The sequence below is a fragment of the Halalkalibacterium halodurans genome, from assembly GCF_004376175.1.
Classification (GTDB): Bacteria; Bacillota; Bacilli; order Bacillales; family Bacillaceae_D; genus Halalkalibacterium; species Halalkalibacterium halodurans.
This window is the reverse complement of the sequence record NZ_SNUY01000031.1, coordinates 1-20,495: the sequence shown is the minus strand read 5'-3', so window position 1 is coordinate 20,495 and position 20,495 is coordinate 1. Positions and strand designations below refer to the sequence as shown.

Annotated in this window: 23 protein-coding genes; 9 read left to right on the top strand and 14 right to left on the bottom strand. The window is 41.8% G+C overall.

All coding sequences use genetic code 11. The features are described 5' to 3' along the window. Positions 1–71: 71 nt before the first annotated feature. Positions 72–1,097, top strand: coding sequence for an XdhC family protein (locus E2L07_RS11370; RefSeq protein ID WP_243854949.1), 1,026 nt, complete (start codon positions 72–74; stop codon positions 1,095–1,097). Between the two features lie 146 nt (positions 1,098–1,243). Here the strand turns inward: E2L07_RS11370 and E2L07_RS11365 are convergent, their stop codons facing one another. Continuing rightward, positions 1,244–1,339, bottom strand: a complete 96-nt coding sequence (locus E2L07_RS11365) for a YjcZ family sporulation protein (RefSeq protein ID WP_134229612.1) — start codon at positions 1,337–1,339, stop codon at positions 1,244–1,246. 539 nt (positions 1,340–1,878) lie between these two features. On the opposite strand from E2L07_RS11365, the gene E2L07_RS11360 reads away from it, so the two are divergent. From E2L07_RS11360 to E2L07_RS11350, 3 genes are all read left to right on the top strand, one after another. Further along, the gene (locus tag E2L07_RS11360) at positions 1,879–2,262 is read left to right on the top strand and encodes an MmcQ/YjbR family DNA-binding protein (protein WP_134229611.1); all 384 of its coding nucleotides are present in this window, start codon (positions 1,879–1,881) and stop codon (positions 2,260–2,262) included. A 103-nt stretch (positions 2,263–2,365) separates the two neighbouring features. Then, entirely contained in the window at positions 2,366–3,088 is a 723-nt protein-coding gene (locus E2L07_RS11355; RefSeq protein ID WP_134229610.1) for a DUF421 domain-containing protein, read from the top strand. 96 nt (positions 3,089–3,184) lie between these two features. Next, positions 3,185–3,973: a potassium channel family protein gene (locus tag E2L07_RS11350; protein WP_134229609.1), complete on the top strand. Its 789-nt coding sequence runs from the start codon at positions 3,185–3,187 to the stop codon at positions 3,971–3,973. 22 nt (positions 3,974–3,995) lie between these two features. Here E2L07_RS11350 and E2L07_RS11345 read toward each other — a convergent pair whose 3' ends face one another. Then, positions 3,996–4,874, bottom strand: a complete 879-nt coding sequence (locus E2L07_RS11345; protein WP_134229608.1) for a DUF421 domain-containing protein — start codon at positions 4,872–4,874, stop codon at positions 3,996–3,998. A 98-nt stretch (positions 4,875–4,972) separates the two neighbouring features. Between E2L07_RS11345 and E2L07_RS11340 the strand changes: the two genes are divergently transcribed. After that, on the top strand, positions 4,973–5,332 hold the full coding sequence (locus E2L07_RS11340) for a DUF4363 family protein (RefSeq protein WP_134229607.1): 360 nt from the start codon (positions 4,973–4,975) through the stop codon (positions 5,330–5,332). Positions 5,333–5,400: 68 nt separating this feature from the next. Here the strand turns inward: E2L07_RS11340 and E2L07_RS11335 are convergent, their stop codons facing one another. The 7 genes from E2L07_RS11335 to E2L07_RS11305 form a co-directional block, all read right to left on the bottom strand. After that, the gene (locus E2L07_RS11335) at positions 5,401–5,868 is read right to left on the bottom strand and encodes a GNAT family N-acetyltransferase (protein WP_041820556.1); all 468 of its coding nucleotides are present in this window, start codon (positions 5,866–5,868) and stop codon (positions 5,401–5,403) included. A 192-nt stretch (positions 5,869–6,060) separates the two neighbouring features. Further along, a complete protein-coding gene (locus E2L07_RS11330) occupies positions 6,061–6,672 on the bottom strand; it encodes an FMN-dependent NADH-azoreductase (RefSeq protein WP_134229606.1) in 612 nt (203 codons plus the stop codon). Between the two features lie 15 nt (positions 6,673–6,687). Continuing rightward, entirely contained in the window at positions 6,688–8,067 is a 1,380-nt protein-coding gene (locus E2L07_RS11325) for an MFS transporter (RefSeq protein ID WP_134229605.1), read from the bottom strand. Positions 8,068–8,130: 63 nt separating this feature from the next. Then, the gene (locus E2L07_RS11320) at positions 8,131–8,721 is read right to left on the bottom strand and encodes a TetR/AcrR family transcriptional regulator (protein ID WP_134229604.1); all 591 of its coding nucleotides are present in this window, start codon (positions 8,719–8,721) and stop codon (positions 8,131–8,133) included. 151 nt (positions 8,722–8,872) lie between these two features. Continuing rightward, complete coding sequence (locus E2L07_RS11315; protein WP_243854948.1) at positions 8,873–9,364, bottom strand: PhzF family phenazine biosynthesis protein; 492 nt, start codon at positions 9,362–9,364, stop codon at positions 8,873–8,875. Then, entirely contained in the window at positions 9,301–9,501 is a 201-nt protein-coding gene (locus E2L07_RS21740; protein ID WP_166740063.1) for a helix-turn-helix domain-containing protein, read from the bottom strand. Before E2L07_RS21740 ends, E2L07_RS11315 begins: the two co-directional genes overlap by 64 nt. Positions 9,502–9,886: 385 nt before the next feature. Further along, positions 9,887–11,011 (bottom strand): MGDG synthase family glycosyltransferase, encoded by a 1,125-nt coding sequence (locus tag E2L07_RS11305; protein WP_166740062.1) that lies wholly within the window; start codon positions 11,009–11,011, stop codon positions 9,887–9,889. 221 nt (positions 11,012–11,232) lie between these two features. Between E2L07_RS11305 and E2L07_RS11300 the strand changes: the two genes are divergently transcribed. Then, positions 11,233–12,726 carry an alkaline phosphatase family protein gene (locus tag E2L07_RS11300; RefSeq protein ID WP_053431182.1) on the top strand — a complete coding sequence of 498 codons (1,494 nt, stop codon included), beginning with the start codon at positions 11,233–11,235 and terminating at the stop codon, positions 12,724–12,726. 1 nt (position 12,727) lies between these two features. After that, complete coding sequence (locus E2L07_RS21525; protein WP_010898113.1) at positions 12,728–12,859, top strand: hypothetical protein; 132 nt, start codon at positions 12,728–12,730, stop codon at positions 12,857–12,859. Between the two features lie 32 nt (positions 12,860–12,891). On the opposite strand, the gene E2L07_RS11295 is transcribed toward E2L07_RS21525, so the two are convergent. Continuing rightward, positions 12,892–13,779, bottom strand: coding sequence for a diacylglycerol/lipid kinase family protein (locus E2L07_RS11295; RefSeq protein WP_053431183.1), 888 nt, complete (start codon positions 13,777–13,779; stop codon positions 12,892–12,894). Between the two features lie 136 nt (positions 13,780–13,915). Between E2L07_RS11295 and E2L07_RS11290 the strand changes: the two genes are divergently transcribed. Together E2L07_RS11290 and E2L07_RS11285 are read left to right on the top strand one after the other, a co-directional pair. Next, positions 13,916–15,007 (top strand): class II aldolase/adducin family protein, encoded by a 1,092-nt coding sequence (locus E2L07_RS11290; protein ID WP_134229602.1) that lies wholly within the window; start codon positions 13,916–13,918, stop codon positions 15,005–15,007. A gap of 51 nt (positions 15,008–15,058) precedes the next feature. After that, entirely contained in the window at positions 15,059–16,285 is a 1,227-nt protein-coding gene (locus E2L07_RS11285; RefSeq protein ID WP_134229601.1) for a zinc-dependent alcohol dehydrogenase, read from the top strand. 26 nt (positions 16,286–16,311) lie between these two features. Here E2L07_RS11285 and E2L07_RS11280 read toward each other — a convergent pair whose 3' ends face one another. The 4 genes from E2L07_RS11280 to mgtE all read right to left on the bottom strand — a co-directional run bounded on the left by E2L07_RS11280 (position 16,312) and on the right by mgtE (position 20,227). Continuing rightward, positions 16,312–16,599, bottom strand: coding sequence for a hypothetical protein (locus E2L07_RS11280; RefSeq protein ID WP_134229600.1), 288 nt, complete (start codon positions 16,597–16,599; stop codon positions 16,312–16,314). Continuing rightward, the gene (locus tag E2L07_RS11275) at positions 16,583–17,470 is read right to left on the bottom strand and encodes a PhzF family phenazine biosynthesis protein (protein WP_134229599.1); all 888 of its coding nucleotides are present in this window, start codon (positions 17,468–17,470) and stop codon (positions 16,583–16,585) included. Before E2L07_RS11275 ends, E2L07_RS11280 begins: the two co-directional genes overlap by 17 nt. A gap of 28 nt (positions 17,471–17,498) precedes the next feature. Continuing rightward, a complete protein-coding gene (locus E2L07_RS11270; protein WP_134229598.1) occupies positions 17,499–18,275 on the bottom strand; it encodes an aminoglycoside phosphotransferase family protein in 777 nt (258 codons plus the stop codon). 584 nt (positions 18,276–18,859) lie between these two features. Then, positions 18,860–20,227, bottom strand: a complete 1,368-nt coding sequence (gene mgtE, locus E2L07_RS11265) for a magnesium transporter (protein WP_053431188.1) — start codon at positions 20,225–20,227, stop codon at positions 18,860–18,862. Positions 20,228–20,495: the final 268 nt, after the last annotated feature.

Sequence of the window (20,495 nt, the reverse complement as noted above, 5' to 3'; positions counted from 1 at the left end):
CTATGTTCTATCTAGCTTCACGTATCATACACATCATTACAGGTCACTGGAAATAAGGGATGTGTTGATGCGTGAGCGATATTGAGTTGTTAGAGACGCTAGCTGGAACTGATCAACCTAGTGTGATGGCAACGATTATTCATGTAGAAGGCTCCTCTTATCGAAAAGAGGGAGCGATGATGCTTTTTCAGGAAGATGGGACACAGGTCGGTTTATTGAGCGGCGGCTGCTTAGAAACGGATTTAACCATAAAAGCACAGAAAGTGTGGCAAGAATCATTGTCTCGTACCGTTGTTTACGATTTAAGCTCGGAGGACGATCTCTCATGGGGACAAGGAAGCGGATGTAACGGGACAATCTCCGTTCTCTTAGAGCCGGTGGATCTCAAGCTGAGACAACACTTAAAGCGAGTCTATGATTATTTATGTGCAGGAAAATCGGTTTTTCATGTGAAAAAGCTGTCAACGTCAGGTGCCGTTTTGGAATATGCGTTTATCCTTGACGAACGTGTTTATTTTGGGGAATGGCATAGCGGCCATCCCGTGGAGTGGATTCGTAAAATAGATGAAAATGAAGAATCATTAATGTTTACCCACATCTATTCTCCAAAAGAACGGCTAATTATTTTTGGGGCAGGACCTGACGTTCCACCTCTTGTTACATTTGCGGGCAACGTTGGATTTTATACGGTCGTCACCGATTGGCGTCCCAATCAATGTGAGAAGCATTTTTTTCCTGACGCAGATGAAATCATTGTCGATTTTCCCGCTCATTTTTTAAGTAAGTTCCCTATTCAGTCAGATGACTTCGTATTGATCATGACCCACCACTTTCAAAAGGATCAAGAGATTCTCCATTTTTTATTGGAAAAAGAGCTTCGCTACATCGGTATATTAGGATCAAAAGAACGAACTCGTCGTTTATTACAAAACCATCAGCCTCCTGACCATCTCTATTCACCCGTTGGCCTCTCGATTCACGCCGAGGGTCCGGAAGAAATTGCGATAAGCATTGTCGCACAATTAATTGAGATTGCCCATTCTAAAAAATACTCACGCTCATCATTCCCTCCCTTTATTACGTCCATTCGCCGGTAGCCAACCGTCGCACCTCTGTTTGGCTTTCTTCATTCAGCTGGTATGACTTGCAAAAAAACGATTTTCCCCTTTAAAAGCAGGAAAATCGTTTTTTTTAATCATTAGCAGTGGGCTATGCTCCTTTGCACTATCAAGGACCCGTTAACCTAGTAGCCACCATAGGTAAAGCAAGCGCAACCTACAATGATTAAAAGGATGAACAAGATTACGACTAAAGTGAATCCGTCTTTTCTATCGTGCATGTGGCCCCCTCCTTTACTATGAGTTTCCTACAGAAGCTCATTTGAGAACTTCTCTTACAATTTATGTTTGAAAACAAAAGTGGTATAGGGGAATTACCAGACTTGAACAAAAACGTGCACTTGCCTTTTTATTCAAGAAATAGTCATAAACACGAGCCATTATGGTCCACGATCATAAAGTATCTTAACGACAACTAACGCAAGCCTTACCATGGCTACATTATGGTGCACTCATGTAAGAAGGAAGCCCCCAAAGCTTCCTTCTTTTTAGTTTCAGTCCAACAATCTTTTTGTTACCGAAAGAACTTGATACACACCGTTTTTTTATTATGATTCGTAAAAATAGCTCAAACTTATCGAACGAGGATAATCACGATGCTAAATACTCAATTAACAAAAGAGATTTCACACAAATTTCCGCTATTATGACGAACCTCATATGATCAAACATTTTGTCATAATTCCCGGAGTTTCTTTTTACAATGAATCTGATAAATATTCAAGTATACTGAACATACAATGATTTTCTATGGTAGGTGATGGAGCATTTAAGAGCAGCTTGTAAGGCTAAATTAGGAGCGACAGAGACATATGTTGAAGATTGGAGTGCATTCAATTACAAGATCGGCGGTAAAATGTTTGCCATAATTGGAACAGACGGCAAGAAAAAGCCTTTAATTTCTTTAAAATGTGATGTTGGTGAGTCAGAGATTCTGCGCCAACAGTATGAGGATATTGTTGCGGGTTACTACCTTAACAAGCAGCACTGGAATTCAATTTATTACGATAATCATCGAGTGCCGATTGAACTCATTGAGGAGCTCATTGACCATTCCTATTCCCTTATCTGGCATTCGTTACCGAAGAAAAAACGAGCGGACATTTTAAAAAACAGGGGAGGCGTTAAACCTCGCCTTCCTTAATCGAGCTCGCCATTCGAGTCAATCCTTCATTGAAGGAAAGTCATATCCTTTCTTATTTCGCGCATACTACATATACATTTATCTTATGTTCGAGGTGAAACAGATGGAATGGGCTCAGGATATTCCTACGGTATTAGGTCGAGTCGCCATGATCTTGCCTTTGCTATTAGTCGTTACCCTATTTATGGGAAGGCGCTCAATTTCAGAACTTCCCGTCTTCGATTACATTGTGTTTTTAGTACTGGGATCGGTCGTTGGGGCAGATTTGGCAGACCCGGACGTCAAGCATCTTCCAACGGTGATTGCCATACTTGCGATTGCCCTTCTTCAAAAAGCTGTGGCGACATCACTGATTAGCTTTGATCGTTTCCGCAAATTAATCACTTTTCCTCCTACGATCGTCATCCAAAACGGGCAATTTCTTGAGCAGAACTTAAAAAATATACGCTATACAGTCGATAATATCCTGTCCATGCTGCGCCAGCAAAATGTTTTTGATGTATCCTTGGTCGAGCTTGGAATCATTGAGGCTAACGGTGATTTAAGCATACAGATGAAATCATCGCACGTCCCAGTCACAAGAAAGGATTTTCAGTTACCACCCGAAAAAGGGACGATTGCCTACCCCATTATTGTGGAAGGAACGGTTCAAAAGCAAGTGCTGGACAACTTAGGCTTAACGGAAGACTGGCTGCATCAAACGTTAAAGCAACTTGGCTATCACAATATTTCCGATATATTTTTTGGATCCATCAACGAAACTCATAACATGCACATCTCCCTTTACTCACATCATATTGCACCTAAACATCCTGTTCTTCGCTAGCAGAGATCGTATCTAATCATCATTTAACATTTGGAAAGAATGAAATCTTGACTTCCGCACAACCTTAGTATAAAAAGTAAGGAGTTTTTATATATAATGATGATTAGTTTGATTAAAAAAGTGCTTCGCCACAGCATCCGAATTGAACATTGGAAAATCATCTTGTTTGGAATTCTGTTTATTCTCATTAGCTCATTTGTGATTCATTGGATTGAACCTGAAGAGTTTAAAAGCCCTTATATCGGATTTTGGTTCGTTATGACAACGGTATCTCAAGTTGGCTTCGGAGATTATATTCCAGAGACCGTTGCAGGAAGATTGTTCACGACCGTGATTTACCTTTTCGGTATTAGTTTTTTTGCGGTGATGATTGCAAAATGGATCGATTTTATTCTAAAGTATGAGGAGTTAAAGGAGGACAACTCGATGGTCTATCAAGGCAAAAATCATGTCGTGATGATCACCTGGTCTGAGAAGGCAAAACTCTCCATTATGGAAATTCTAAATGAAAAGAAAACAACGAAGATCGTCGTAATCGATGAACGGACGGACGTTTCGATTGACGATGCAAACGTTTATTATGTACAAGGCGACCCAAGCAAGGTTGATATTCTTGAAAAAGCGAATGTACTGCAAGCGAAAACGGTTTGTCTTTTTGCCTCCGACTACCCGGTTGACGCAACAGCTGAAGATGGAAAGGTATTGTTAATCGCGTCAACCATTAAACAGATGGCCAAAATGAAAAATACTGATCCGTACATTGTGTGTGAGATTTTAGACGAAGATCACATAAACAATGGTCATGCTGTTTGGGTCGATGACTACATTTTATCCCACAAACCGTTCTCCAAATTGATGGCAACAACTGCTCTTTCTGAGAAATGAATGTTACGCAAAAAATCTATGACTAAGTGGAAGGTGTCTCTACCATGTGTGCTGATAGCTCATGAAAGAGTTGATCCATTTGCTTTGCATGCGCTTTAAATTGCTCCTTCGTTTTAGCATCTGTCACCTGCATGGAAATTTGGATGAGATCGGCCTGCAATTGTTTAATGTTTGCTGCCATTAACAATTTTTGTTTCACTTCAGGCATGTTTGATTGTTGATCATTGTATAAATCGACATAGACGTTCCCTTTTGAATCAATTTGGGCAAGAAAAACATCCTCAAATCGTTTTGCCCCTTGCTTTGTCACTTCTGCGAGCAACCATTCTTTCGTATATCCATAATCCTGCAAACTTTTTTCGAGCACATTCCCATCAATCATGACAATTTGCGGAGAATGGTCTAGCTCGATCACTAGTCCAGCATCCTTTGGGGTGAGCGGTTGAACATTGCTTTTTTTCATAACACTTATGAGTCCGCTCTTCTCCATTACAGCAGATTCAACGTCATCAAGTTTAAACGCATCCTTTTGTCTAAGGTGAATCATTAGCTCATCAACGGTTAAGTTTTCCTTTTTTAAGTTTTCCTCAAGAATCTTTCCATTTTCGATTAAAACCGTTGGTTCACCTTCCGCTAAGGAACGAAAACGAAAAGACTTTAATTCAAGCTTTGACAAAACCATCGGAAAGATCGCCCAGATGATCATTCCAAATAAAAAGTTCGACATTCTTACATGTGGACTAAACGTTAGTTCCGCAGCAATGCTACCAATTGCAAGGCCTACGATGTATTCATAATACGTCATATCGGTGATATGCTTTTTCCCCATGATTCGGGCTAATACTAACAATACTAAAAAGCCAACGGCACCTCGTATCAAGACATTCCCTAAATCAGTCATCTGTTTTCCTCCCTCTTTAAAAAAAGGCGATTTTTTGTTTATTATGGGGCAAACTAAAGGAAACCATACTTCTTCTATTGACCGAGGGAGGGATCAAAATGGGAAAACCTATATACGTCGTAACAGCAGCTCTTCTTTTGACATTATTGTCTAGCTGTAATGTGGGAGACTTATTTAAGACGAAAAATGATGAGCTTCTTTTTGATCAAGTAATGGAATTGCAGCAGCAAATTGTACATGAGAAATGGGAAGAAGCCCTAGCAAACATCGAAGATTTTGAAGCGCACTATGCCAATCAAAAATGGAAAATGCAACTTTTAGGAGAGCTCGAAGACTACCAAGATATTGAGTTAGAAATCGAACGATTAAAAGTGAGCGTGCAAGAACAGGATGAGTACGAGTGTATGCTTGGGTTGAAACAAATCCAGTATCGCTTGGCGGTTATTTATACGATTTAGAGCGATTGCTGACTTCGCTTTGAGGTATTTCAAAGACGAAGTCTAATCAACGCTCATGATACAAAAGCTTAAAAGTGCATTTTAAGTCCTTCGTGAGAAGCTTTAAAGCCTAGCTGCTCATAAAAACGCAAAGCGTCGGGACGCTGTTTATCTGTTGTCAGTTGAATGAGGTGGCAGCCTCGTTCCTTTGCTCGCTCGATGGCCCAACATACCAATTGGCTCCCGATTCCTTGGCCGCGTGCAGCTGAATGAGTTCTTACCCCTTCAATCGTTGCTCGCCAGCTCCCTTGATACGTAAGGTATGGGGTAAATGTTACTTGCAACATACCGACGATCTCTTCCCCATTACAAGCGACAATTAACTCATTATTCTTATCTTTTTTAATTTCTTTAAATGCGCGGACGTAGCTTACTGGTAGTGGCTTTTCATAACGCTCCCGTTTACGGCCTAACACGTCATCAGCGAGCATATGAACCATTTGCTCTAAGTCTCCCTCTGTCGCTTCACGAATAGTAACATGAATATTCAATTTCATTCCCCCTTTCTTTCATTGTATCGAATTTTATTTATAAGAAAAGTTAGGATTATTTATGAATTTTGATTATACTTTCTTATCATCCTAATGATAGTCGAAAAGAATTCCTTTCTGCCTTCGAATCGCATTCACGTGAAACACCTTGAATCCTCTATCCGGGGAAAGAACATTCAAGGTGTTTATCGGTTCATTTTAAAAAGTTTTTGCCACTTGCTTCGCTTTTTGGAGACCTTTCTGTATAATGGTCTCACTTCGATCGGGAAATTGATTGTGCCCTTCAATAATGACGGTAGTAATGTCCGTGATTCCAAATACGTTTAAGTGATTTTTCACGAATGAAACGGCCATCTCTGATCGATCATCCTCTGCATACACACCACCCCTTGCATTTAACAAGGCGACCTTTTTATTCGGTAATAAACCGACCAAGCCTTCTTCCGTATACGTAAAGGTTTTACGTGGGTGGTGCAAGTAATCAAGATACGTGTGCAAGACAGCGGGTACAGTTAAGTTCCAGAGCGGAAAGGCGAAGACGATTTTATCTGCTGCTAAAAATTGATTCAGGTGTCTTTTTACGATGTGATTAACTTCTTCTTCAGAAATTGATAATGGAATTCCTTGTGCTGCTTTATAGTTTACTTCAATCATTAGCGCATTTAAGTACGGCATGTGTTCCTGAAATAAGTCGAGTTCTACAATCGAATCATTAGGGTTTAATGCTTTGTAGGTACTAATAAAAGCCTCATAAAGTAGTCCTGTTACAGAATTTTCTCGATCATTCGCCTTTACAAATAAAGTTTCCATTAATTATCATTCCCCTTACATATTTTTTGCGTACATTTTCTTTTGTTTCACCTTAGCCAACCCCACATAAAGAGCGAGAACCAACAGGTGCAATATCGCTAAGACGAAAAAGATATTGCTGTAGGTGAGTACATTGGGCTCTACATTCATAGAAAGCCAATGGGATTGGGAGCCTAGATCGATAACCTTTCCATACACTCCTACCGCCATCGCTGTAGACAAAAAGTTCATTAATGCTAATAGCCCCATCCCAACACCTTCTTCCTTTTTCGCCAGTGTCATTGAAACCGAGTTCGAAATCGCAACCATCATAAACGTTTGCCCCACGTTGCCCAAAATCAAGAATGCAGCTATGAACACGGGTGAAGCCCAGGTAAAGAGTGCAAGCAAGAAGAAGCAACCAATGAGCAATCCAGAGGCAGTGAAAAACAAAAATGGATTCCCTTTCGTATCGGCGAGTTTCCCTCCTTTCCGCCCCATAAGTGCTGACGCTACCGCGGCAGGAACCATGAAAAAGCCACTCCAGTTAGCAGGCAGTTGTTGAACTTCAGCTAAGAGCAACGGACTGAGGAAATAGAGGGAAACCCCGATTCCACTTATGAGGAATGCCATAGCCAAACCTATCGTATAGGCTTTATTTTTAAATAGCTGAGACTCAATGAATGGCTCAGATGTTGAGCGAATACGAAAAATGAATAACCCCAGCGGGACTGCACTCCCTACTGCTAATAGCAACGTGCCATTTGTAATGCTGAGAAGGAGAAACGTAACTGTTATTGCAAGGAAACCACCTCCTATCCAATCAATGGTTCCTCCTGACTGATGTGCTTCATCTTCCTGTAAATACTTGTGGTAAAAAGGCAGGGTGAGCAAGATGAAGAGCGGTACACAGAACAACCAGCGCCAATGGGCAAAGCTGACAATCAATGCAGAAACGATCGGGCCTAGCGCGGTTCCGAGCGCTAACCCTACGAATGCCGTGGCTATTGCTGAACCTCTTTTTTCAGGAGGAAAATACCGTAATGGAATGAGCATGGCCGTCGCCGGTATCGCAGAAGCACCGGCCGCCTGCAAGCATCTGGCAAATAAAAGTACAGAGAACGTTTGCGACATCAATCCAATCAACGAGCCAGAAGCGAAAATGATGAGACCAAATGTCAACACATGCTTTAATCGATAGCGATCCGCGAGTTTTCCATAAATAACCGTACCGATGCCATAAATCAAGCCATAAACAGACGTGACCCAACTTACCTGTGCTGTCGAAATCTGAAACGTGTCTTGAATATCCGCGAGGACAAAGTTGAATATGAGCACACTCATCGCTGAAAGAGCAAGGGTGCACATAACGATCCGCATTAAGAGTTTCCCTCGTTTTTGATTCTCTTCTATCATTGTGATAACCACCTTTCCTATAGAGGAACGTCAGTACTGACTGACATTCTGTTGTTAGAAAAACTAGGGGGTCAATCCCCTAGTGAATACTCGGACACTGTTCGTAATAAATTCCTCAAGTGATACATTTGTAAACCTTTTCTTATCGGAGTCAAGTTCATTAATAAACGCGCCAAAATTCAAGAGCATAAAAGAAACAGCCGTATGTTCAGGATGAACGTCAATCATTTTCCTTTTCTTGATCATTTCCGAAAAATAGGTGGTTAAAAATTCTTTTAATTGTTGGGGATGACGATGAGTCCTTTCACGAAACCCCGGTAAATTCTTTCCTTCTTTTATGGCAATCTGTATCATCTTTCGGTTGCGGTTCATAATCGTGTGATACGTTTGGCTAATCATAAGTAAATCTTCATGCAAATCCCAAACGAGCTTTTCTTTAAATAATCCCTTCATTTCCTCTCCATAATGAAACCGATCGAAAGCTTGCTCGAGTAAATTTTGCTTGCTGCCAAAGTGGCGAAACAATGTTTTTTCGCTAAATCCAGCGGCGGCTGCTATCTCTAACGTGGTGACACCATTGTACCCTCTTTCTGATATGAGGTCGATTGCTGCTATCATCAACTTCTCACTTGTACCGAGATGGTTGTTTGTCATTTGATATGCCCACTCCCTGACTGTCAGTAGTGACTGTCATTCTTGTTGATCTTATCATATGAAAATGGAATAACAATGTCAAGAAAAAATTTTTTCTTACACAGCTTAATCACATTAAGATTAAAGGAGCCACTCTCGCTGTGCTATTTTTTCAACCTTTCCTCCAACCGAGACGTTGATTGATTTTTTTTTGAAAAGCTCGTAAAAACAACAAAGATGACCTGCCTATTTCATAACCTTGCTCTACACGAACATCGATGCGATCTGTACCTAAATAGCGATATTTTACTAAATAAGCGGCTAAACAGCCGTTTGAGCTCCTAGTCGCAGGATCTTCAGGAATTCCATAATAATCTGCAAAGTCTCGAACATTTAAATCATTTTCCTCATGGTATGTTTCTGGAGAAAACACAAGGATTCCTTTTGCGTTGGTTTGTTCAATCAATCGGTAATAATGCTCTTTTTCAATTCTTACTTTTTTTACGGCATGTAAAGAGATTAACGGCACAATGATCACGGGTAATCCCGTTTCCACTTCTTGAATCGGATAACGAGTATCCATATATTGTTCAGGAATGCCTAGAAGTTTACTAAGTTGAGCGTTTGAAAATGTTTGCCCGAACGTAGGCTCATTCTGCTGCATCCAAAAAACTTCTCTCGTTTAAATATACGACTGAGATAACTAGGATCTTCAAAACCAACAACATAGGCTATATCTTTAATTGTTAATCCTGGATTTTCTAACAACAACTCTTTTGTCGCCTCTAATCGAAGTTTCACAATATATTTTGCTGGATAATCAATGTTTTCCTCCTCATTTTCAACCGACGTCCTGAATCAAAAATCGACAGATACTTATTCGCTCAGCATTTCACATGTATCAAGAACTGGATTTTTCTGTAATAATAACACCATCCTTTAAAAGTCAAGAAGATTTATTTAATAGAAAAATCAGTCGCCCAGGTACTATCGGTTATTTCCTCAATCTATAGTAGTTTCAACGTATTTCTTTGTCAATTTCAACCGTTTTAGTATGTTTTTTTTGTCTTTTCGCGTCCACCCTTGATCTTCTTTACTTTTAAGGTCTTTTGCCTCATTTTAAAATCAGATCAAAAGAACTACACGAAAAAAGATCACACTCATTTGATTGGTGATCTTTTCTTAGCTAGCGGAAGGCGTGCTGCTGTTCCTTCACTAAAAGCAACATCTGCTCCACAATCTCATTGGCAGCATTTGGTTTTTTTAGTTTTCTCGCATTTTCGATCATCGGACCAAAGCACGCTTCTTCGTAAAGAACTCGCTTGATTGTTGTAGGAATTTCCTTGCTTCCCTTTACCCTTAGCGCTGCGCCAGCGTCAATTAAAAATTTTGCGTTGTGTTCCTCATGACCAGGCACTGGCTGGTGAATGATAATTGGCGTCTCACACACTAATGATTCAGCCATCGTTAAGCCCCCGGCCTTAGACAAAATCGCATCGCTTGCTTTGAGGTAGAGTAAAAATTTATCGGTAAATTCGATTACTTTTAGCTCGTGTTTGCTTTTGATTCGTGAAATTTTTTCTTTCACCTGGTAATTGTGACCAATCATACATAACAGTTGAATGGGCTCGGGTAAACATTCAAGGGCGCGGATCACTTGAGCGTAATTGGTTAAGCCAATGCCCCCTCCTGCAATAATCAATACTTTACGTTGAGGGTCTAATCCTAGATCGTTCCTCACTTTCCATTTCGGTTGATCGATTGATTCCAGATTAGGAATCGGGATACCCGTTGGAAAGAAGCGATCATCGGATACGTTGTTCAATTTCGCAAAGTCGGTAAAGTTCGGATCACTTGTAAAGTAGCCATCAATTTCAGGGCGGAGATAGGCTGGGTGAAGAACGAAATCGGTAATCACTGTATATAACGGCAGATTTAACTGCTTCTTGCTTTTTAAACGAACGAGAAAGGCGGTGACAAACGGATGGGTGGAAACTAAAAAGGAACACCGGTTGCTTTTCACAGTCGCATGGAGGCTTTCTACAAAGAAAGTAGCAAACTGATCTAAAAACAAAAATAACGGATATTTTTCCGCTTGAAAGTAAATCTTTTTCCAGATCCTTGGACCCACCTTGAGCAAGTTTACATAGCTCGTAAGCATAAATTTGTGTAAGGCCGGACTTAACGAATAAAACGTATCAATGATTTCTGGTTGATATCCTTTGTTTTGAAACTCCACTTGAAGGGCTTTGGCAGCCTGATTATGTCCATTGCCTATAGAAGCGGAAAATATCAATGGTCCTCGTTCCATTTTCATTTCCTCTCTTTCAAAGATGTCGAAGCCATGATCGTCCTTATATATTGTGACAAAGGGGCGTGTGAATCATTCAATGGATTGTTGCTCAATTCCTTCCATTCATCTTCAAATCATCTTCAAAGAAATCGCATCACGATAAGCAACAAAAGTATAAATTTGGCGGAGTTTATCATACTAAGTGACAACTTACATTTTTCGATCAAAGGAAGGTTGACATGTCTGAGAACAATCCACGTGAACATGTGATCATGATGATGCTTGATACATTAATGGACGAACCTCTACAACGGGCGTTAGAGGAAGAGTCATTGCCGGCATTACAGTTTTTCATGGAGAAAGCAAACCATTATTATCCTGATGTCGTTGCTCCTTTTCCAACGATGTCTGTCAATGTGGAAAGTACGTTTATCACTGGCCACTATTCAGATCAGCATCACATCCCCGCGTTAGCTTGGTTTAATCAAAAAGAACAGCGAATTATTAATTATGGAACCCATGTCATAGAACAGATGAAGCTCGGTTTATCAAGGTGTGTATATGACACGTTTTATCGTTTAAACAACGAGCATTTAAACCCTAATGTTACAACGATTTATGAAGACCTCTATCAAGAAGGGAAGACAGCCGCTTCGGTCAATGCGCTCGTTTATCGAGGGTCTGTTGAAAATGAGTTAAAGCTACCTCGCTTGCTCCGCTTGTTTGTTCCGTTAGATCGGACCATCCCAACCAAAGGCCCTTCGCACTTTGTGTACGGGAAGTTTTCAAAAATGAGCCCATGGACAAAATACAGTCATGTTTGGAATAAATACGGTTTTAACAACCACTTTTCCATACAGGAATTTACCTATTTTGTTGAACAGGACATGATCCCCCACTTCTCTATCGTCTATTTGCCCGATCATGATAAGCGCGTTCATAAGCATGGCCGAATGGACCTAAAAGGCATAAAGCAAATGGACGAACAACTACAGCAACTGTTAAACGCGTTTTCTTCTTGGGAAGAAGCCCTTGAGCGCAACATTTGGATTCTTATGGGTGATAACGGTCAAGCGACGGTTGGCGAAAACAAAGAGCAGGCACTAGTGGATCTCCGTCGCCTTCTGGAGCCTTGGAAAATCACAAAGTTAAGAAAAGGTGTGCAGCCTGATGACCAAATCGTACTCGGGATGAATTTACGTTCTTGCTTTGTCTACTCCTTGCATCCAGACGTTCTCCCATTAGACGAAATTGCGAAAAAACTACAATCTGACGCTCGAATTGAAGTCATCGCGTGGAAAGAGCAAGAGTGGATTCACGTTATTTCTGGAGATAAACAAGGCACGCTGCGATTTAAGGAAAATGGAAACGTAAAAGACGTATATGAGCAGATGTGGACGATTGAAGGCGACACCACCGTCCTTGATTTGAATGTAAATGGGTCGAACCTGTCGTTTGGCGAGTATCCTGACGCCTTAAAAAGGCTTCATAGCTGCCTTCACTCTCATGACGGTGATTTTGTTGTTTGCGCGACAAAGCCAGGCCATGAATTTATCGGAGAAAGTACCCCCCATCATGAAAACGGAGCAAGCCATGGTGGCTTTCATAACGATGACTCCCTTATTCCGTTACTCGTGGCGGGAACCGAGTCTCAGCCACCGTTTTTGCGAATTGTCGATTTGAAAACGTGGATTTTGCAATTGACGAGGGAACTAAAAGAAAGGAGTGAATAATGTGAATTTGTCCTTTGATCAAATGAAGGAAACGATGACAGAAGTAATTTACTCCCTTATCCAGCATGAGTACGGTCAGGTGTTTGAGGAAGAAAAGCCTCATCATGAACAGACTCAGGATGGCCAAGATTGAACATGACTACCTTTTCACTAAAAAAGATGCCCTCACACAACGGAGAGAGCACCTTTTTTAATTTGCAAACGAACAGGGCTTTCCATTATTGGTTCCCCATCGCCTTGGACAAGGACGGGGGTATCAGATTGAACGTAAACATCCTTACCGGTCAAAAGAGTCACATGTTGTTCCATCACTACATGTTTTCCTTTGTACGCTTTCGGAAACAATCGGAGCAGCTGCCACTTTGACATTCCGTGTACCACACAAATGTTTAAAAGGCCATCATCGTAACTAGCTTCTGGACAAATCCGAATCCCTCCCCCGTAGTTAGGTGAGTTCGCCACCGCCACAAGCCAAACACCAGAGAAAAATAATTCCTTTCCATCGACTGTGATTTGAATATTCGTTGGACGGTAATCCTTCAAGACTTCTAGCATGCTTAACACATAGGAAAGCCCACCAAAACCGAACTGGTTGAACCAATTTTTATAGATCGCCTCATTCACTGTTTTTGCTATCTTCCCATCAAATCCAATACCTGTAACCGTTAAACAATGTCGCTGTCCAAGGTGGAGCAAATCCACTTTTTTTTGCTTGTTTTCAAAAATACGGTGTAACGCCTTTTCATAATGCATCGGAATATTTAAACAGCGGGCAAAGTCGTTGCCAGAGCCGGCTGGAATAATTCCTAGTGGGACGCGATGGTTAACAAGACCATTGGCTACTTCATTAATCGTGCCATCCCCACCAACGGCAATGATTGTTTTCACTCCCTCTGTTAAAAGCTCTTTGACAATCGTTGTTGCATGACCAGATCCGCTTGTAAAACGGACAAGGTAGGGCGTGTTTCTTATTTGTAGCTCATACTCAACCTTTTTCCACGTACGTTGCCCTTTCCCGTTACCAGAAGCTTTATTGACTATAAAACCGTACATGACCTGTACCACCTTCTTTCTTCCTCTTTCCCGTTCGTCAAAAAAAACATCGTGTGTTTATATGTATAATTTTGGTTTTCGTTGAAGATATTATTCATAAGAAGAGAAATTTATATACATTCTAGAGGTTGAATATATGAAAACATTTACATTTCACGGTATACCGAATCAGCCGTTTTCCAGTTGGTTAACGGAAGGAATGAAAGAGATTTTTTCTACGCGAGGCTATACCTATTTGCCTGCTCCAGAAGATCACCCTAAGCTCGTGTTTCATTTAGCGGATATGGAGAATCCACGACCTTATCGCAGAAAATCTCAAGCGACATTTGTAGTAACTATCATTGAAACGTTTCAAAAACCAAAGGATATTCATAAAGAAGCGTATCCCTATTTAGTGCGGACACTTGCCAACCACCTAATGTATGTTGTACACCATAGCGACGGAACCGAGCTATATTTTCTAACGCCTGAGCAAGGGCGATATTCGATCATGGTTGATTCAAATCAAAGCGATGAGGAAATTTTCGAGAAAATCTTTGAACGGCTGGAACCCCTCGCATCCTCAAGGCTTGTGATCAACAATGATTTCTATGAAGATTTACCAGAGCCGCTCTGGGAAGGAGATGAAGTGACGGAATCCTTAAGTGTGTCAGGTAAGAAATTAGATACGATGAATTTACTCCCTGCTCCCTTCCCGTTAGAGGAAGTTCTTACCCCAAGGGACATTCGTCATTTGAATCGCCTTTATGGTATCGGTGGCCTGAGCTATGGAAACTTGAGTGCACGAAAAGATGAGAACAACTTCTGGATGAGCGCAAGCGGGATTGACAAATCAAATATGAGCGATGTAGGCAAAGACTTTCTATACATTTCTGGCTACGATGAAAAAAGCAATGCGATGAAGGTGAGCATCCCGCCAAAAATCAAGCCGAAGCGGGCGTCTGTAGATGCGATCGAGCATTGGATGATCTATCGTGAGCATCCTGAGGTCGGTGCGATCGTTCATATTCACGCATGGATGGACGGGATTCAAGCGACACAATTCAATTATCCATGCGGCACCCTTGAACTAGCCGAAACCGTTGCGCAAATGGTTAGTGAATCGGAGGATCCGTCTCGAACGGTAATCGGCTTGAAAAACCATGGGCTCACGATCACCGGTCGTGATTTAGATGACATTTTCGAACGGATTGATGGAAAAATCATTCCTCAAGTTCCGATGGATTAGGATCATTATAACGAAATTCACCATAAAAAAACAGAAGAAATAGGTGAAAACATGAAAGCGATCCAATTTGATCTAAGCATTCCTAAATATGCATTAAGCAAGGCGATGGGAAAAATGAATTCGTCTCTCTATGTGGAATCGCCGTTTTCATGCCTTCAACTAAGAGACGTAGAAAAACCGGCTCTCCCGAACGACCACTGGGTAGAAATTAAAGTGAAATATGGGGGAATCTGCGGGAGTGACCTAAACCTCATTTTTTTAAATGACAGTCCAGCTACCTCTCCTTTCGTTTCCTTCCCGTTTACCCTTGGGCATGAAATGGTTGGGACGATTTCTAAAGCAAGAAAAAGTGTGACAAATTTACAAGTGGGTCAGCGCGTTGTCATCGATCCGCTTCTTTCCTGCGAGGTTCGCGGCATTACCCCCGTCTGTCCTGAATGTGCAAACGGAAACTATAACCTATGTCACCATATGAACGACGGCGACATTGCCCCTGGTTTATTGACAGGAACATGCAAAGACACAGGTGGTAGTTGGGGCCGATACTTGGTCGCCCATCAAAGTCAGGTTATTTCGTTGCCTTCTAGTGTGGATGATGACAATGGTGTACTCGTGGAGCCATTTGCCTGTGCCCTTCATGCGGTCTTGCAAAATAGGCCGAAGCCTTCAGACACGATATTTGTCATTGGATCGGGGGTGATTGGCATTTGCGTGATCGCTGCCATTAGAGCGTTAGAGATTCCATGCAAAATCGTGACGTTAGCCAAACACCCCTTTCAAGCGGAACTTGCTAAGCAATTTGGGGCGGACGAAATCGTATTTCTTTCGCGGAAACGAGACTACGTTACAGCGGTTGCCGAGTCATTCAACGCCAATGTCCTTCATCCCGTTTTTGGTGAACCGATTGTACATGGAGGGGCGGACATCGTATACGAATGTGTCGGAAATCGCAAAAGCCTGCATGACTCTTTGCGATTTGCCCGTAAAGGGGGCAAAGTCGTCTTGATCGGACTCGCAAGCTTTATCGACAACCTTGATATGACGATGATTTGGCTAAATGAGCTAGAGGTTAAAGGTAGTTTCACTTACGGCATGGAAGATTGGCAGGGAGGAAAAAAACGAACGTTACAAATCGCAGTCGATTTAATAGCCGACGGGAAGGTAGATCTCTCCCCTTTAATTACCCATCGTTTTCCGTTGGAAGCATACCGTGAAGCACTGGCAACTGCGGCAAATAAGAAAAAAGGCCAAACCATGAAAGTCGTTTTTGAGCCTTAATAATAAAGAGAAGCGAGCTGACGTTTTCAAAGGATCAAGCAGCTCGCTTTTTTGATTAAATGTGTCTCCTGTATAGTGCTTCGCCTGATCTGACAGCAAACAACGACGGTATCAGCTACTTTTTCTGGCAACAAAGGCGAAGCAATCAAATGAAGCGTCTCATCTTCTAATCCATGGGGGCGAAGATCATCACACAGCTTTTCGTCAATCCAAGCAACGGCGCTTTTGGCTGCCCCCGTCACGATGATTGATTGTTCGTTTAATGTGATAACTACTCCCCCTTTTGCTATTCGAAAATTAAATACGAACTTCAAACTCCCTTATAAGCACGGCATTACCTGAGATTTCGATCATGACATCATCCGTTTGCTCAGTAACTGTGACGGCAATACGACCATCTTTACCGATTTCATGCCCTTGTTCGACGATTAACTGGAGCGAAGGTGATGACTCTATGTATTTATGATAATAGGCGCCCATCACGCCAGAAGCCGTTCCTGTAACTGGGTCCTCTACCGTACCGGAATACGGTGAAGAAAAATGGCGAGCGTGCATATCGGCCTCTTGGTCATACGTTTCTAAACAAAACGGATGGACAGAGGCGCGAGGCATTTCTTGCAAAATATCAGGGAAATGTTGATTGTTTGGCTGCATTCGCTTAAAAGCATCGAGCTTTTTAATCGGAATCAGTAAGGTCCACATACCAGTACTACCATAGACTACTGGTAGCTCCTCATGGAGATCCTTTTCTTCAAGGGCAAGCGAAGCGGCCAATTCCGATCGTGATCCACTAAATGCTCGAAGCTGAGGTGCGGCTTGCTTCATCGTAATCATCATCGAACGATCTACATCTATGCTCAGCCGAATGGGCAAAATGCCTGCTTTCGTTTCAATCGTGATCTCGTCTCGATCTGGAAGTAATCCTTTCGTCTTTAACGCATAGATCGTTGCCATTGTGGCATGTCCACAAAGATTTATTTCGTGACCTGGTGTAAAGAACCGAATGTTTACATCTGCTCGTTCGGATGGAAGCGGGAAGGCAGTTTCATTAAAACCTACTTGCTTCGCGATTTTTTGCCTATCCGAATCAGTCAAGCCCTCCCCGTCTAAAACGATTCCAGCAGGATTTCCTTTCGATGGTACTGTACTAAATGCTTCGTAATGTTCTACTTTGATTGATCTCATCTCATCCTCCTTTTATTTCATCGACTGTTCAATTGGTCAATACGTTTACGCATTTTTTAAAATCAAGAGTGTCTGCTTGCTTGTTTTTTATTAAATAGTTCATAAAGCTCATCGCATACAGCTTTTTGTAGGCTTGCAGCACTTCTATCTCCGTGTGATCAAATTCGTATGCTTTAAGAAACGTTGTTTCAGAATGAACGGATTGAATCAGATACCGAGCCAAATCCCACAACGGGTCCCCGATGATCGCCAGCTCAAAATCTAGGAAAAGAAAATGTCCATTACGTCCTTGCCCAACATTCGCAAGCCTAGCATCACGATGGATGAGACAAAGCGCTCTTTGCTTTTTATTGTAGGCTGCTCGGACAGAATTGATAGTCGAACAATACATAGACTCATACTTATCTGTTCCTATCGTCTGGAGCCAATTCGGTGCAAACGATTCAAGATAGTCAAGCCAAGTTTCTTTTGTAACACCATTTCCAGGGTCAAACACGCTTGTTTTTTGGGCGGTATGTTGATGGAGCTGACGTAATAAGCTCCCAATAATCTCATCTAAATCAGCCGCTTGGATGTCTTTCTGTAGCGGTTCATATGTCGTGTAGATCGTTTGCTGCTGCTCGTATGCATCCACGAGAGAAGGACAAATGGTTTGAGGAACGGTACGTAGCGCATGCACTTCTCGCAAGTAACCTTCTTTTTTTCGGTATTGCTTTTTAATCAATTGACTCCCGTCTACCGTGACTAAGTGAACCGTATTACCTGACCACGGACTCGACAAATCCTCGATGATTTGTTCGTTCATATCACCCTCTCCTTTTATCTTGCCTTTAACATTTTGAAGGTATTTGTCAGCTTTTTCGTAAAGCAATCGAATATCCAGATTCACGTTCGTGTCAATTGACCTTTCCTACGATCGACACACCCTCGCGGCAAGATTCTCTTAGCATACAAATGTACTCCCGCCTAGAACTGTTGTTTTTTACCAACTCCCTTTCTATTGTATGACAATTCATTATAAAAATCATCCGTTTTAAGCAATGCTGAGCTGAGGATTGTTAAAGTGGGAACCATACAACTTCTTGAAAAGGTCTAGAATCTCACACTTTTCATGTCATTCCTTATAAGAACGATCGGGCAATTTTTTTGTATGTTCTCTCGCGCGTTAATGGGAGTCGAACGAGAGACAGGCGGCGACTCCTTCGGGAAAAGCAAACAAGGAAGCTGGAGCGTTGCCCGCGGCAAAGAAAACACAACGAATGCAAACAAGATGTGCGTGAGTCGATGGTTGCACTTGTGCTTTTGGTGAAAGCGTCCGCCAAGTCGCGATTTTAAACGAATCAGAAAAGCTGCCTCTAAAGATAGACTTTTGAGGCAGCACCTTTTACGTTATTGCGGCAAATATTGAAGCAATGCGGTTGCGATCGAAAAATAGATGAAAAGGCCAAGAATGTCATTCAAGGTCGTAATGAACGGCCCTGATGCAACCGCTGGGTCAATTTTTAGTTTATTAATGATGAGAGGGATTGTGGCTCCTACCATTGTCGCGACACTTAATGTCAATAGTAACGAAACACCGACGATTCCCGCTAACACGAAGCTTCCATAAAGGAAAGGAATGACGATTAAAAGGGTTACGGCACACATGATTCCGAGCATAATGCCGGTTCCAAACTCTCGCTTCAGCATTTTACCAACGGTGGATCGGTCTACTGTTCCAACAGCTAATCCACGAACAACAACCGCCAAAGCCTGTGTTCCCGTATTTCCAGCTGAATCCATAATGAGCGGGATAAAGACAGATAAAAGAATGACAGCTTCCAACGTTTCTTCGAATTGACCGATCACTTCTGCGGTAATGAGGCCTAAAAACATCAGCATAATGATCCATGGTGCCCGTTTTCTTGCAGCTGTAAAGGCAGAAATGTTGGTATCCATCGAGCCTCTAGCAGCGGCCATTTCTCCAAAGTCTTCTTCTGTTTCCTCCTCTAGTACATCGATAATGTCATCAACCGTCACAATTCCAACTAATGTCCCTTGCTCTGTAACGACAGGTGCTGCGAGGAAATCGTATTTCTTAATTAATTTTGCCACGTCTTCTTGGTCCTCACCTACCAAAACAGAAACTACGCGAGTGCTCATAATCGTTTCAATGGTTTGATCCGATGGGGCGGTTATCAAATCCCGTAACGACACAACGCCAACGAGTTTTTTCTGTTCATCCACTACATATAAATAATAGATCGTTTCCGCATCAGGGCCTTCTTTTCGCAAATGGTCGATGACGTCAGCAGCCGTATCGGTCGAGCGAAGGACAATAAATTCTTTCGTCATAATCGCTCCAGCCGTCTCCGGTGGATAGGACATAAGCTCCTTGATCTCGCTTGCTTCCTTTTTATTCATCGCCACTAAAATTTCTTGTGCCTTCACTTGATCAATCTCTGCTAAAAAATTGGCCGCATCATCGGCGTACATATCATTAAGCATCGCAGTAGAGTATTCACGATCCAACTCTAAAATGAGCTCTTTTTGTTCGCTGACATCTAACTGCTTGAACACTTCCGCCATTTCTTCTGGCGTTAAAGCAGCGTAGACAAACTGACGATCCTCCGCATCAAGCAATAAGTATAGATCCGCTTGATCGGTCGGGTGTAGATCTAAAAACAGTTCACGAAATCTCTCGATCTTTTTCGATGTAATAACATCAACCACAGTTCGAATATAATCATCTCTTGTTTGTTTTGTTAATCTTACCATTTAAATTCCTCCTTTTTTATGAAAGGAAGAACATGCCTCTAAGAGAGTAAGGCACGCCTGCCTTCCTTAATTCAGTTGTCTTGATTGATGGCATCAGGCTGGGTTCAGGACTACTATCCATCGTGCCTCACCTCCTTGAAATTTAATAGACTCTCGGCATTCGCCGAGCTTTGTGGTTCAAGGATTTTCCTCAAACCAATTTATTTCATCCCTCCTATTTTAGGTGGGATTTTTTAATGTTCATTTTTTAAAACTGGAAATTAATTAT

Bases quoted from the DNA above. Each gene is read 5' to 3' on its own strand.
- E2L07_RS11365 (WP_134229612.1), bottom strand. From the start codon at position 1,339: ATGCACGATAGAAAAGACGGATTCACTTTAGTCGTAATCTTGTTCATC.
- E2L07_RS11360 (WP_134229611.1), top strand. From the start codon at position 1,879: ATGGAGCATTTAAGAGCAGCTTGTAAGGCTAAATTAGGAGCGACAGAG.
- E2L07_RS11355 (WP_134229610.1), top strand. From the start codon at position 2,366: ATGGAATGGGCTCAGGATATTCCTACGGTATTAGGTCGAGTCGCCATG.
- E2L07_RS11350 (WP_134229609.1), top strand. From the start codon at position 3,185: ATGATGATTAGTTTGATTAAAAAAGTGCTTCGCCACAGCATCCGAATT.
- E2L07_RS11345 (WP_134229608.1), bottom strand. From the start codon at position 4,874: ATGACTGATTTAGGGAATGTCTTGATACGAGGTGCCGTTGGCTTTTTA.
- E2L07_RS11340 (WP_134229607.1), top strand. From the start codon at position 4,973: ATGGGAAAACCTATATACGTCGTAACAGCAGCTCTTCTTTTGACATTA.
- E2L07_RS11335 (WP_041820556.1), bottom strand. From the start codon at position 5,868: ATGAAATTGAATATTCATGTTACTATTCGTGAAGCGACAGAGGGAGAC.
- E2L07_RS11330 (WP_134229606.1), bottom strand. From the start codon at position 6,672: ATGGAAACTTTATTTGTAAAGGCGAATGATCGAGAAAATTCTGTAACA.
- E2L07_RS11325 (WP_134229605.1), bottom strand. From the start codon at position 8,067: ATGATAGAAGAGAATCAAAAACGAGGGAAACTCTTAATGCGGATCGTT.
- E2L07_RS11320 (WP_134229604.1), bottom strand. From the start codon at position 8,721: ATGACAAACAACCATCTCGGTACAAGTGAGAAGTTGATGATAGCAGCA.
- E2L07_RS11315 (WP_243854948.1), bottom strand. From the start codon at position 9,364: ATGCAGCAGAATGAGCCTACGTTCGGGCAAACATTTTCAAACGCTCAA.
- E2L07_RS11305 (WP_166740062.1), bottom strand. From the start codon at position 11,011: ATGGAACGAGGACCATTGATATTTTCCGCTTCTATAGGCAATGGACAT.
- E2L07_RS11300 (WP_053431182.1), top strand. From the start codon at position 11,233: ATGTCTGAGAACAATCCACGTGAACATGTGATCATGATGATGCTTGAT.
- E2L07_RS11295 (WP_053431183.1), bottom strand. From the start codon at position 13,779: ATGTACGGTTTTATAGTCAATAAAGCTTCTGGTAACGGGAAAGGGCAA.
- E2L07_RS11290 (WP_134229602.1), top strand. From the start codon at position 13,916: ATGAAAACATTTACATTTCACGGTATACCGAATCAGCCGTTTTCCAGT.
- E2L07_RS11285 (WP_134229601.1), top strand. From the start codon at position 15,059: ATGAAAGCGATCCAATTTGATCTAAGCATTCCTAAATATGCATTAAGC.
- E2L07_RS11275 (WP_134229599.1), bottom strand. From the start codon at position 17,470: ATGAGATCAATCAAAGTAGAACATTACGAAGCATTTAGTACAGTACCA.
- E2L07_RS11270 (WP_134229598.1), bottom strand. From the start codon at position 18,275: ATGAACGAACAAATCATCGAGGATTTGTCGAGTCCGTGGTCAGGTAAT.
- mgtE (WP_053431188.1), bottom strand. From the start codon at position 20,227: ATGGTAAGATTAACAAAACAAACAAGAGATGATTATATTCGAACTGTG.